This is a genomic window from Streptococcus sp. CF8_St5-17 (assembly GCF_024295665.1).
Taxonomy (GTDB): domain Bacteria; phylum Bacillota; class Bacilli; order Lactobacillales; family Streptococcaceae; genus Streptococcus.
The window spans coordinates 24778-38137 of record NZ_JANCOU010000007.1 but is presented as its reverse complement, the minus strand read 5'-3'; the positions used below and the strand labels follow the sequence as shown (position 1 = coordinate 38137).

The following is a 13360-nucleotide window of genomic DNA, read 5'->3' as shown; positions in this document are numbered from 1 at the left end:
GGCTACAATTACTTGCTTTTTCTTAGAAGTTTTAAAAATATAAACTGTCGTATAAAGCCTGGACAGAGGGCAACAACAACTTGGATTAAGACACTTTTCAGATATTCACCGTAAGAAATCTGTCCACGCTCGTGCATTCTCTTTCGTGCTTGGCGATAGAGTTTTAGATAGCGAAGGCCACCACGACGTTCAAACATCCCTGCTCCCACTCGCACCTTACATAGAATCTGATCCACATTCCCAGTTCGAGCTCCTGCACTAATCATATTGAGCCAAAGGAGATCATCTTCCATATAGAGACCGTCTTCGTAGTTGCCAGCCTTTAGAACCATCTTTCTTTTGAACATAACAGTCATGTGATTAAAGGCACTTCTCATACGTTGGTAGGCAACGATATCCTCATGCTTAATCGGCACACGACGGTAAGACACAATCTCATCTGGTTGGTCGATAAACTCTGCGATATGACCACCTAGCAGGTCCAAGTTTTCTTTTTCCATCAATTCAAACTGTTGTTCGAAACGGTCTTCGACAGCAATGTCATCTGTATCCATACGGGCAATAACGTCATATTGGCACTGTAAGACACCAAACTGAAGCGCCAAACCTAGACCACGATTTTGAACAAGCGGACAACGTTTGATTGGAATACTTGACTGTGCTTCCAATTTTCCCAAAACTTGATACAGTTCAGGTGTCAGTGGACCATCTTCGACGATTACCACTTCGCTAGGTTTGAGCGTTTGATGTAAGATACTCTCTACTGCCTCTTCTAGAAAGGCTGGATTTTCTTTAACATAGACTGACATCAATACGCTAAATTTACGATTTTCAGACACAGTACTTCTCCAATTTATAGATTTTCTTTCACTATTTTATCACAATTTTTCAGACTTTCCTATTTTTATTTGAATCCCAGAAAAAAACTAGTAAATCTATCAAACTTTTTTCAATGATTTTTCGCAGCTAAAAGACGGATTCCCTCACGCCATCTTGACATCTATAGGAAAAAGCCTTAAAATAAGCTGTTATCAAAATCAGCTTATTGAGGTCCACATGAAAAAACGATCACTCTTTTTTATTCTAGGAATTATCTTAATTGGAGCGGTCTTAAGAGCTCCTTTTACGGCCTTACCGACTATTTTAGGAGATATTGCTCAAGGTTTAGGAGTTGAGGTCAGTTCACTTGGTGTTTTGACGAGTCTTCCTCTCTTGATGTTCGCCCTTTTCTCCTCTTTTGCGACCCGTTTGGCTCAAAAAATTGGACTTGAGCACCTTTTCACCTATAGTCTTATCGTCTTGACCGTCGGTTCAGTGATTCGTATCTTCAATCTCCCTCTGCTCTATCTGGGAACCTTACTTATCGGAGCAAGTATCGCTATTTTCAACGTGCTTCTTCCTAGTGTCATTCAGGCAAACTACCCGCAAAAAATCAGTTTTCTGACAACACTTTATGTGACTTCTATGGGGATTGCAACTGCCCTCTCCTCTTACATCTCTGTCCCTATCACTCAAGCTACTTCTTGGAAAGGTTTAATCCTTTGTCTAAGCCTTCTCTGCTTGCTAACCTTCTTCATTTGGTTACCCAACCATGGGTACAACCATTTTCTGGAAGGGCATGAGAAAAAACAAAAGAAAGAGAATATCTTAAAAAACAAGCAGGTTTGGGCTATCATGATTTTTTGCGGTCTCCAATCCTTACTCTTTTACACTAGTATGACCTGGTTACCTACCATGGCAATCAGTGCTGGTTTATCTCACACAGATGCCGGTCTTTTAGCTTCTATCTTTTCTCTGACTAGTATCCCCTTCTCCATGACCATTCCAAGTCTAACGACTCGTTTGTCCAATCGTCACCGTCAAATCATGTTAACAATCGTCTCTCTGGCTGGAATGCTTGGAATTGCTATGCTTTTATACCCGAGCAACAGTTTCCTCTACTGGTTGGTGGCCCATCTCTTAATTGGTACTGCCTGTAGCGCACTTTTCCCCTATCTCATGGTTTGCTTCTCTATCAAAACAAGCTCACCTGAAAAGACGGCTCAATTGTCTGGACTTGCCCAGACCGGTGGCTACATTTTGGCAGCCATCGGCCCAGCCCTCTTTGGTTACAGTTTTAACTTTTTCCAATCTTGGGTCCCAGCCGTACTGGCTCTTCTAATTATTGATATCATTATCATTATTTCAGTCTTTATAGTGGACCGAGCGGATAAAATCCTTTAAAAGGTTGAAATTCAACTCAACGAGAAATACTTTTCAAGTCAGACGGATGTCTGGCTTTTTCTTTTAAAAATGTTTGATAAGACTCTTCACAAGACTTCCCTGAATCCTAAACATGCTATAATATACCTATGATGGAAACAACTATACAATTTATCTCTCAAAGAAGTCGAAACTCTCTCAATTGAAGGGGATTGTTTTGCCCCTAAAAACATCCATGTAGATTCCTCTAACTTTTTAAATGATATACCATAGTTACGCTATTTCAACTTTTTTACTGGTATCCAAAAAAGTAAGGACGCAACTTCAATCATTAATCTGATAAAGCTAGAATATCTAACAATCAAACCTTCCAAGGAGGTTAAACTTTTGCATCATAAAATCCTTCAATTACCAAAATTGAAGTATGGCTCAGTCATTGAGAAACCAGAAATCTATCTAAAATAAAATCTTAAAGAACTTTACTTGTTTTAACTCAATTACAAACAAGTATTTGTTTAAAAGTCTAAAAAGACTATTGAAAATGTAGTAACATTTAAGGAGAAATTTATATGCTAGCAAAAGCAGGGGACGTCTATTGTGTTTACAATACCCATCTAAAAAAATACATAGCTTGCCAGATAACCAAGATCGAAGAGGGGGAGAAAAAGCCTCAGGCTGTCCTGCTGTCATTAGACTGGTCAGGAGAAGAACCTCTTAGAGAAGAAGAACTATCTTCTTTGAAGCCACTCTATATAGATTTTATGTACTGGGAAAGAAACTTACATCTTAGTAATGTTGATATTCATGTACCGTCACATTATATTTTTATTGGTAATACAACACCATTAACAACTGAAAGCACAAACACATATGCTATGTTTTGGGGAAATGGTTACGATATTTATAGGCAACTGAAATGGCAAGAAATACCAAAAGAAAAAAGAGATTTATTTAAGAAAGCAGATAAAAGCAAGGAAAAAGTTTCATTTGCAGGAAATGAGTATCGTATTTCTAAACACAATATCAATGACGAGTGGACGCCTTTTGAAGACGCATCAGAATTAAAAGTATTTCCTTGCTTATCTAAGTTGGCATTAACTAAATGGCACAAAAATATATATGAATATTTGCAGTCGACTCCTTTTATTACAGAACTAGTTCTTGAAAAGCATGGACAAACAAAACTGGATTTTTCTAAGACATCCATACATCGACTTTCCATTGATTTGACAGGTGTAGAGGAACTTATATTGAATGATGATCTGGAGGAGCTACTCTTATTAGGAGACATGAGCGACAATTGTCAGATACTTGTAAAGGATCATGGAGCCAGCTTACGATTACAACTTGATCGTTCTCTGCCTAAGGTACTGGGATTAAAGGATTTGGGAGCCATCCATTGTTCTAACATCCTTGAAATAGACTTTGCACAAATCTTGAATAACTATCCAAATCTTAGGGAATTAAGATTGTGGGGGAAACCTGGTCATATTCTTAATTTCCATAAATTATCAGAGTTCAAAGAGTTAGTCAATTTTTCAACTGTTGATTTGTTTGGCTTTACTGCAGAGGATATTCCCAAACCAGAAGATTTACCTCGATTAAGCATGTTTTGGATGAGCAGCTTACCAGAAGAGGCCGCTAAAGTGGCCAAAAAATATTATAAAAAACAGCAGGACAAGGGACTGAATCTTTGGATAACAAAACCGAGAAAAGCTGAATGGCTAGCCCAAAACCTAGACAATCCATTTCGCTCATGGGATGGTCAAGAGAATATTTCAACCGCAAACGCAAAAAAAGCAGCCTCTCTATATAGAAAGACTAGAGCAAGCCTTATAAAGCTTCTAGAAAACCCCAATGAGAACACTATGACAAACGTAGAAGTTCTCATAAGAGAATATACTCAAGGTTTCAATAAAATGGACAAACGTAACTGTTTTATTGAAACAATCGAGAGAGAGGATATCTATAGTGCTCTAGTTGAGATCTTAGATTTACTACCTGAAGATTTAGGGATGGACAAAGAAAAATTTATAGAAATCTTTGATGAGCTAAAAGATTTTTAAATGAGAAATCTTTCTAGTTCATTCTTGAAACGGAGATTATCATGACTAACTTTATACAAACTATCACAGTCGAAAATCGGCAGGTCGACAAAGAAAATTACTTTACAATTGGCTACTCTCCTGAGATAGAAAAATCTTTACTGTGTGTTTATATTTCTTGGATTGCTGGTTATGAACGCTATTACCAGTTAGATGATGGAGATTTGGCTCTCTTTGAAAGCAAACGAGAAGCATTTCTCAAAAAATATGAAAAAGAAATCAAGGCTTATCGGACTGAAAGATTGATTGGTTCTGGGGCTCTGAGGGATTACAATTTTAGTTCTTTGCCTGAGAATATCCTAAAAAACTTGGATAGCTATCCTCCATTTAACGGATATGTCTATCAAAACGGCATCCTCTGTGCCAAAATCAAGATTGAAGACAAGTATTTTTATCTTCCGCCCATTTATGATGAGGATTACAGATAAGCATTGCCTCAAAGTAATGCAAAACAGCCTCCAATCTTCTAGTTTTTACTAGGAGATTTTTATATATAAAAATTTTACACATATTACTTGACAGGGCTTTCATTTAGATGTATGATGTATGTGTAGAATAATTATATATAAAATTTTTACATACTAAAAAAGGAGGTGCCCCATGTATTTTCCAACATCATCGGCCTTGATTGAATTTCTCATCTTGGCCATTCTAGAACAAGGGGATTCCTATGGTTATGAAATTAGCCAAACCATTAAACTCATCGCCAAAATCAAGGAATCTACTCTCTACCCCATCTTGAAAAAACTGGAGACCAACCGCTATCTGACTACATACTCTCGCGAATACCAAGGTCGGATGCGCAAGTACTACTCCTTGACAGAAATTGGAGAGGAGCAACTATTTGTCCTTCGAGAAGAATGGACACTCTATACTGACACTATCAACGGCATCATAGAAGGGAGCATTCGCCATGACAAGAACTGAATATTTGAATCAGCTTGAAGCCTATCTGATGAAGCTTCCTCAAGCTGATCGCATCGAAGCCATGGATTACTTCAAAGAACTCTTTGATGATGCTGGTCCTGAAGGCGAGGAAGACCTAATAGCTAGCCTGGGAAGTCCAAAAGAAGCTGCCCATGATGTCCTGACTACACTTCTTGATAAAAAAATCAACGAAGAAAATTCCAATAAGAACAACCGTCAGGTTTTACAAATCGCAATCATCGCACTTCTGGCTGCACCTATTGGGATTCCAGTCGGGATTGGTCTTCTCATGGCTATCATCGGGATTTTTATCGCTGCGGTTAGTGTACTTTTAGCCTTCTTTGCTGTATCAGCAGCTGGACTAATCCTAGGAGGCGTTCTCCTATTTGAAAGCTTCTACGTCCTGGCTGAATCTACATCTGCTTTTGTGCTGATTTTTGGTGGAGGTTTACTAGCTATCGGGGCTTCGTCTCTAGTCTTACTAGCGACTTCCTATGTAGCACGTTTCTTTGGATTACTAATCCTTCGACTTATTCAGTGGATTCTTAATAGAGGAAAGAGAGGTGAAAGTCATGCGTAAATTAACAAAAGGATTTCTTATCTTTGGTGTTGTTACTAGTATCATTGGTTTTGCCATGATAATCATCGGCATCCAAACCGATGGTGTCAGAAGCCTCCTCGCAATGTCTCAAAATCCAGTCTTTGAAAGCCGAATGGAAGAGCTCGTTTTTGATAAAGATATTGAAAATCTAAACATCTCACTAACAGAACATTCGCTCGTCATTACGGAGTCAAACGATGATAAGATCCACCTCCAGTATCACCCGACCATCTCTGAAAAAGAGAACCTTCAACACTCTATCAAAGAGAAAAGTCTTGAAATAACTGATACTAAATCAACTACACGTCGCTCTATAGGTTCTAGTATCGAAGGTATCCTCTTTATCGCAAGCGGAATTTCTAGCCGCAATGATGAAATCGTACTCTCATTACCAAGAGGAAAGGACTTAAAAAATCTTACAGCTCAGGTTGACCATCGTATCCTTTCAATTTCCAATGCAAAAATCAACAATGCCAAGATTCTGTCAAATGGCTTTCTTCTTCGTATCACTGATAGCGAGATTAAAAATAGCCAACTGACTACAACTGGAATTGTCAATGTATTTGAAACCAGTCTAACAGATAGCCGCATCCAAGCAGATCATGAACATATCGAGGCAGACGATATCCAAGTGCATGGTCGAGTGGAATTCGAGGCAAGAAAAGATATCTCATTCGAGTTATCTCAAAAGGAACTTGATCGAATCAATGTTGAGTTTTCTGCTGAACATGGTGATATCTATCGTTGGCATCGAGACAGACGTGACATACCTACGGGAGGTAGTAAAGGTGAAGCATTAGCTAACCCTTACAAAACAGAAAAAAAAGATACGCAAGATCTCCTCGTCGCAAAATCGAATCAAAGTATCTATTTCCCATAATAAGGTCGCATGCTTTCTTATAGAAATCATGAATAAAGACAACTAGTAGTTACTACTCAAAAATTAATCAAAAAAGGGAGGTCTATTATGACTCAAGAATGGTTTGAAAGTGCTGATTTCGAAAAAACAGCCAACAATGATAAAAAAGATAGCCCATCCGACTCAGTTCTCCTTGAAGAAGATTCAGAGGCAAGAGAAGAGGCGCCAGTAGTTGAGGAAAATCCTCAAGCCAATCCTGAAAATCAGGAAACTGACCTAGAAAAAGTAGAGGCTGAAGAAGAAGAAACTGAAGAAGCTGAAGAAGAACTGGTAACAAAGACAGACAAGTCAGAAGAACCTGTTGAAGAAGTTTCTCAGACAAGCAAACCTTTAACCAGCAAATCTTTGGAAAGCCCATTTTTACCAGACCCTACATCTACAAAAACTGCAATCTTCAAAGAAGAATTGGCTGATTTTTGGATTTGGTTACAAGGTGCCCTTAAAGAACCGACAGCAAGTTTCGATACAGATAAAAAACACAGTTACACTGCTTTTGCGCTCCTAACTATCTTTTCTGCCACGAGTTTCCTCTTTACAGTTTATCACGCCAAGCAAGGCTACTACGGCCGCATGGCAGCCATCGACTCTAAAGCTCTCCAGCATCTCCCTTCACTAAATCTCTTTTCTATCTTCTCCATCCTGGTAGCGACAAGTTTGTTCTTCTTCTCTATCCTCATGGGTGGATTTGTAGTCAAACGTTTTGTCGATCAGGACAGTGATTGGACATTGGAAAGAGCCTTTCAAGTACATAGCAGACTCTTGGCTATCCCAATTCTCTTGACAGGTATTGCTAGCTTCTTTGCCTTCTTTAACGGTCTACGCTTTGCGGCTCTTCTCTGCCTCATTAGTATGGGCATGGTTCTACTTGGTAACCTCTATATCATTTCAAGACCTAGCAAGGACAGTCAAGTTGACTCCTTCTATCGCCTTCTCTTAGCCTTTCTAGTCAACGGAAGCATCCTATTTCTCTTTTTCCTAGCAGAAATGGCTCTTGTTTTTGACTATCTTCGAATCCTTGCTTTTATGTAAGATAAAATCCTGTCACTCTTGACAGGATTTTATCTTACATAAAAAGCAGACCAAAAATCTGCCTTTTCACATTATTTAAAACCAATATCTTTCATTTATGCCTCTAGTTACCTTTTACTAAGTTCTCAAAATCTTTCCCTAAAACAGGGCCTACTTCTACTTGGTTAGCATCTAAGTCCTGATAAAGTTCTTTTGGCAAAGCTTCTAAAAACGCTTGATAATCCAGTCTAGCTACTGCTTCATAGTCTTCTGGTTTTGAACCATCTCCAGAGATTTTCACCAGGTCAATCTCCCATACAAGCTCCTTGCCTACTAACTGTTCAACGTAAGGCGCTGGAATCACAGGTTCTTTTGGTAAGATAGTTTTTACTCCCTGAGCTAGGTGGTAGATACCATGAACCTTACCTTCTCCATCTGGATAAAATTTTGCGCTGGCAGGATATGCATCCGACCCTTGAACCTTTTTGACTAATGCTTCAAAACGTGCCAAACCATCTTCTTTTAAGAAGCTTTCTAAATCCTTCTTGTCAAAGTAAACAGGTGATAGAATTCCTTGGCAGAAGCCCAAACGAGCACCCTTATCCGCCAAATAGTTTTTAACAGTATCGTGGAAATAATTTTCCAAATCAAAGTCTGCCAAGCCTTCAACTTCTTCACCGACCTTACTAGATAAGGCTTGCAAGAGAGCTTCTACAATCTCCCAATCAGCTCTTGTAATCAAGTCAGGAATGATTACTTGATAGCCTTTTTGAGAGTCTAGGTAGCGAACTTTAAAGAGGAACTGAGATTTGCCCACGATTCCACACTCGATATACTCGAGGCGATTAAGGGGTTGACGGAGATAGACAGCATCATAACTATGCGACTCTAGGCCTTCTACTAAACCTAAAATTGATTTGGCCGTAAGAATCTCCTGTTGTCCTAGAATACTTTGTTTATTTGGAATAAAAAATGTTTTCACCATAAATGGTCTCCTTTGAAATCGTTTACATATAGTATACACCATTTTCCTGAAAGATGCAGAAACAAATTTAAGATTTTTTGGTCAAAAGCATAGAAAAACAGCCCTGAAAGGCTGTTAATATCTATTATATAACTTCAGAATGATCTAGGTTCTCACCAATCGCTGCTAGACGCTCGATAACTTGATCTTGCGTTAATTCATGCTCTAAAACGTAACGATTGCGTGGATGAACACGACACTCGTGTGAGCAACCACGGAGATATTTGTCTTCGTTGTCTTCTGATGCCAAGATACGGCGGTTACAGAATGGATTTCCACAGTTGACATAGCGTTCACATGGTGTTCCATCAAACCAATCTTTCCCTACAATGGTTGGATTGACATGGTTGACATCGACTGCGATACGTTCATCAAATACGTACATTTTCCCATCCCAAAGTTCCCCTTGAACTTCTGGATCTTTCCCATAAGTCGCAATTCCTCCGTGCAATTGACCGACATCTTTGTAGCCTTCACGGACCATCCAACCTGAGAATTTCTCACAGCGGACTCCACCTGTACAGTAAACAACGACACGTTTATCCATGAATTTTTCTTTGTTATCACGGACCCATTGTGGCAACTCACGGAAATTGCGGATATCCGGACGGATAGCTCCACGGAAATGTCCAAGATCGTACTCGTAGTCATTGCGAGTATCAAGAACAACGGTATCTTCATCTAGAAGAGCTTCTTTGAATTCTTTTGGAGACAAGTAAGCACCTGTTGTTTCAAGAGGATCGATGTCCTCGTCAAAGTTTTCATCTTCTAACCCAAGGTGAACGATTTCCTTTTTGTAGCGAACAAACATCTTCTTGAAAGCTTGCTCTTCTTCTTCATCAATCTTGAACCAGAGGTCTTCCATCCCTGGAAGGCTGTGAACATAGTCCATGTATTTTTGCGTTGTTTCGTAGTCACCAGAAACAGTTCCGTTGATCCCTTCGTCAGCCACTAGGATACGGCCCTTGAGGCCAATAGACTTACAGAAAGCCAAGTGGTCAGCCGCAAATTGTTCTGCGTTTTCGATGGGAACATATTTATAGTAAAGTAAAACACGAATAGGTTTTGCCATAAGATTCTCTTTTCTAAGATTAAATTATCAGAATTTTTCATTCAACTATACCAGTATACTCCCTCAAGAAAGCGAATGCAATTTATTTGACCGAAAATTAAAAACAAGACTTGAAAACAGGTCTTGTTTTAACTGAATATTCGATGAAGAAATGTTAACAAAAATGGCAATGTTGCAACGATATTATTGATAACATGAACGATATAACCAGGATAGATACTCTTGGTATAACGAGTTAGACCCGCATAAAAGATTCCAAATGTCGCAAAAACAAGAATATCTAGTACACTGGGAAAACTTGTAAAGTGAGGAAGAGCAAATAAAACCGAAGGGAGAATCAGGTCAAGCCCAAATTTCGAATCTTTAAAGAAAGCATGTTGGAGCAATCCTCTATAAATCAACTCTTCCATCAGAGGTCCTAGAAAAAATAAGGATAGGTAGAGTCCCAACTCGGCAAAATTTGTCTCACTATAACCGATTAACACGGCCCAACCTTCATAGGTAGACTGAACATGTCTAGCCGTTTGGAAATTAAACGTTATATGAAGCACAGCTACGAGAATCGTCAAAACTGTATACCAAAGCCATTTTTTCTTTGGAATAACAAAAAGATATCCATGACCTGTCTTGACTAATATCCATACCATCAGTCCGATGAAGACTAGACTGACAAGATTTCGAATCCAGAAAAAATTGCCAATTTGAGAAGAAAATTGCCAGTAGTTTTGGATTATAAGTGTTAGCTGAGAAAGTCCATATACGAAAAATAAGTAGGATAAGATTGCACTAGTTTTGAAAATAAGATGGTATTTTTTCATGTACCTATTACCAACGCTACTTGTAAGGCAAATGCCTGGGTTCAAAATGCAGATAATTATATGTATTTACTCTAAAAAGAATCACCACCCCATCTGGAAATACCCAGACAAGATAGTGATTGCAATTTTTAGGAATGAATACACGAAATCAATTATTCTTATGATTTTTTGCTTTTCAAGAATTCGTCGTATTGTTTTTGCATTTCATCCAATACTTTTTGGTAAGCACCTTCAGATTTAAGTTTTTCCATCAATTCTGGAATAGCTTTTTCTGGGTCTACAGTACCAGTGTTGATAGCTGTATCGAATTGTTGCATAGTGTTAGTGATAGCTGAGATTTCAGATTTCACGTTGTCAGTGTTGAAGATGAATCCAAGCGCTGGAGATTCTTTTGCAGTTTCCAAATCTTTCTTAGATTGTGCAATTTGTTCATCTGTAACGTTTTCGTTGATGTAAAGGATCCAGTTGTTACCAGTGTTCCATCCTGACATGTGAGTGTTTCCTTTGTATCCGTCAAGGACTTTAACACGGTTTTCTTTACCTTCAACTTTTTCCCAGTTCTTGCCTTCTGGACCGTAAACAAGACCGTTCAAGAGTTCTGGGTTAGTGTTCAAGAGGTTCAACACTTCCATTGCTTTTTCTTTGTTCTTAGAGTTGTTTGAGATTACAAAGTTTGCAACTTGAGTTGTTTGGTTTTTCTTGATGAAGTTAGTAAATGGTTTGATTTGGATGTCTCTGTTAGCAACACGAGAAAGCAAGCTGCTACCGTAGTCAGCTGGTCCCACTGTTTCTTCACGAACAAGCCAAGTATCCTGAGTAAGGTCATATGAAGTATCACTAGTTGCTACGTCTTTTGGAATGTATCCTGCTTCATAGTATTTGTGCATAGTCTTCAAGTGTTCTACGAAACGAGGAACTTCGTAACGGTTTACGATCTTAGTAGTGTCGCCTTCAAGGTCGATGACGAATGGAAGACCATTTGCAACTGGGTAGTCAAAGTTTTCTGATGGAATAAAGTTTTTACCAACAGCGAATGGCACTACATCTGGAGCTTTTTCTTTAATTTGTTTCAAGACTGGTTCAAGTGTTTCGTATGAAGTTACACCTGAAATATCGATACCATATTTTTCAAGAAGTGGGCCGTTGAAGGCAAAGTTTTGTGAAGATGCAACGTTAGCTGCAACTGGAACAGCGTAAATTTTACCGTTTATAGTGTTACCTTTGATGTAAGCTGGGTCAAGCGCTTTGTAAAGATCAGCTCCTTCTTTCTTGTACAATTCTGTCAAGTCAGCATAAGCACCCTTTTGAGCGTTTACTACGTAGTTATCTGCAAATGCGATATCATAGTTTTCACCTGATGAAGTGATAACTGACATTTTCTTACCGTAGTCACCCCAACCAAGGTATTGGATATCCAATTTAGCACCAACTTTTTCTCCGATGATTTTGTTTGCATTTTCTAGCAATTCATCCAAGTTATCTGGTTTGTCACCGATTTGGTACATTTTGATAACAGTTTTATCACCTGAAGCTGAGTCAGCAGCCTTTTGGTTGTTTCCTTTAAGGTTTCCACAAGCTGCAAGGCTAGCAGCTAAAGCGACAAGGCTAGCAGAAGCAAAAGCATATTTTTTCCAGTTTTTCATGATAAAAACTCCTTTTTTTATTTTTAATTTATAAACAATTTTAATGAGTAACTTTCCTTATGATGAAAAGTTAGATAGAGAAGAGAAAGCTTGTTTCTCAGCGTCTCTTATTCTTTAACACCACCGATAGTCAAACCTTTTACAAAGTAGCGTTGGAAGAACGGATATAGAATCGCGATCGGAATAGTTGCAACTACAACCATAGCCATACGGCCTGTTTCTTTTGGTAGGGCAACTGCAAGTTGTCCTGACATCCCAACTGACTTAGCAATGTAATCCATGTTGTTTTGAATTTGCATGAGCAAATATTGCAATGGATACAAGTTGTCACTCTTGATGTAAAGAAGGGCATTGAACCAGTCGTTCCAGAATCCAAGTGCTGTCAAAAGTGTGATAGTCGCAATCCCTGGAAGAGAGAGTGGTAAACAGATTTGGAAGAAGATCCGCGCCTCACTAGCACCATCAATACGAGCCGATTCGAGGATTGCTTCTGGAATGGTTTTCTTGAAGAAAGACCGCATCAACATGATGTTGAATGGTGATAGAAGCATCGGAACAATCAAGGCCCAAATAGTATCACCCAAGTGAAGTAGCTGAGTTACCACGATATAGCCTGGTACCAAACCAGCATTGAACAACATACTAAGAAGAGCAAAGATTGTAAAGAATTTGCGATACTTAAATGTTGAACGTGAGATGGCATAAGCGTATGTTGTTGTGATGAATACGTTTGTCAAGGTACCGACAACTGTCACAAAGGTTGAGATAAAGAGTGCTTGCAAAATTTTGTCTTTAAATTGAGCCAAGAATTGGAATCCATCTACACCAAACTTAGAAGGGAAGAAACTATATCCATATTGAACAATACTTTTTTCGTCTGTAACTGAAATAATGATTACGAAGATGAAAGGCAAGATACAAGAGAAGGCCAGCAAACCAGATATGATACTAAAGAAAATATCTGCCTTTTTGCTGAAGGAGTGTATGCCAACATTATCAATTTTTTCTTTTTGAATTTTTTTTGCCATATGCTCCTCCTTT

General features: G+C 38.7%; 13 protein-coding genes. 7 read left to right on the top strand and 6 right to left on the bottom strand.

Annotated features, from left to right (window positions below; all coding sequences use genetic code 11):
* Window positions 1-8: 8 nt before the first annotated feature.
* Window positions 9-839: a glycosyltransferase gene (locus NMM19_RS06570; protein ID WP_178895586.1), complete on the bottom strand. Its 831-nt coding sequence runs from the start codon at window positions 837-839 to the stop codon at window positions 9-11.
* Between the two features lie 217 nt (window positions 840-1056).
* On the opposite strand from NMM19_RS06570, the gene NMM19_RS06565 reads away from it, so the two are divergent.
* From NMM19_RS06565 to NMM19_RS06535, 7 genes are all read left to right on the top strand, one after another.
* Window positions 1057-2223 carry an MFS transporter gene (locus NMM19_RS06565; protein ID WP_178895587.1) on the top strand — a complete coding sequence of 389 codons (1167 nt, stop codon included), beginning with the start codon at window positions 1057-1059 and terminating at the stop codon, window positions 2221-2223.
* A 548-nt stretch (window positions 2224-2771) separates the two neighbouring features.
* Entirely contained in the window at window positions 2772-4268 is a 1497-nt protein-coding gene (locus tag NMM19_RS06560) for a gliding motility protein (RefSeq protein WP_178895588.1), read from the top strand.
* Between the two features lie 41 nt (window positions 4269-4309).
* Window positions 4310-4735, top strand: coding sequence for a hypothetical protein (locus tag NMM19_RS06555; protein ID WP_178895589.1), 426 nt, complete (start codon window positions 4310-4312; stop codon window positions 4733-4735).
* 172 nt (window positions 4736-4907) lie between these two features.
* A complete protein-coding gene (locus NMM19_RS06550) occupies window positions 4908-5234 on the top strand; it encodes a PadR family transcriptional regulator (RefSeq protein ID WP_049526196.1) in 327 nt (108 codons plus the stop codon).
* Complete coding sequence (locus NMM19_RS06545; RefSeq protein WP_178895590.1) at window positions 5221-5814, top strand: DUF1700 domain-containing protein; 594 nt, start codon at window positions 5221-5223, stop codon at window positions 5812-5814. The genes NMM19_RS06550 and NMM19_RS06545 overlap by 14 nt, the downstream gene beginning before the upstream one ends.
* Window positions 5807-6715: a DUF4097 family beta strand repeat-containing protein gene (locus tag NMM19_RS06540; protein ID WP_178895591.1), complete on the top strand. Its 909-nt coding sequence runs from the start codon at window positions 5807-5809 to the stop codon at window positions 6713-6715. The genes NMM19_RS06545 and NMM19_RS06540 overlap by 8 nt, the downstream gene beginning before the upstream one ends.
* Before the next feature lie 87 nt (window positions 6716-6802).
* Entirely contained in the window at window positions 6803-7783 is a 981-nt protein-coding gene (locus tag NMM19_RS06535) for a DUF6574 domain-containing protein (RefSeq protein WP_178895592.1), read from the top strand.
* A 103-nt stretch (window positions 7784-7886) separates the two neighbouring features.
* On the opposite strand, the gene NMM19_RS06530 is transcribed toward NMM19_RS06535, so the two are convergent.
* From NMM19_RS06530 to NMM19_RS06510, 5 genes are all read right to left on the bottom strand, one after another.
* Window positions 7887-8747, bottom strand: coding sequence for a DUF4299 family protein (locus NMM19_RS06530; RefSeq protein ID WP_178895593.1), 861 nt, complete (start codon window positions 8745-8747; stop codon window positions 7887-7889).
* A 124-nt stretch (window positions 8748-8871) separates the two neighbouring features.
* Window positions 8872-9858 carry a rhodanese-related sulfurtransferase gene (locus NMM19_RS06525; protein ID WP_178895594.1) on the bottom strand — a complete coding sequence of 329 codons (987 nt, stop codon included), beginning with the start codon at window positions 9856-9858 and terminating at the stop codon, window positions 8872-8874.
* A 128-nt stretch (window positions 9859-9986) separates the two neighbouring features.
* Window positions 9987-10676: a CPBP family intramembrane glutamic endopeptidase gene (locus tag NMM19_RS06520; RefSeq protein WP_178895595.1), complete on the bottom strand. Its 690-nt coding sequence runs from the start codon at window positions 10674-10676 to the stop codon at window positions 9987-9989.
* Between the two features lie 158 nt (window positions 10677-10834).
* Window positions 10835-12319: an ABC transporter substrate-binding protein gene (locus tag NMM19_RS06515; RefSeq protein ID WP_178895596.1), complete on the bottom strand. Its 1485-nt coding sequence runs from the start codon at window positions 12317-12319 to the stop codon at window positions 10835-10837.
* A 107-nt stretch (window positions 12320-12426) separates the two neighbouring features.
* Window positions 12427-13347: a carbohydrate ABC transporter permease gene (locus NMM19_RS06510; protein WP_178895597.1), complete on the bottom strand. Its 921-nt coding sequence runs from the start codon at window positions 13345-13347 to the stop codon at window positions 12427-12429.
* Window positions 13348-13360: the final 13 nt, after the last annotated feature.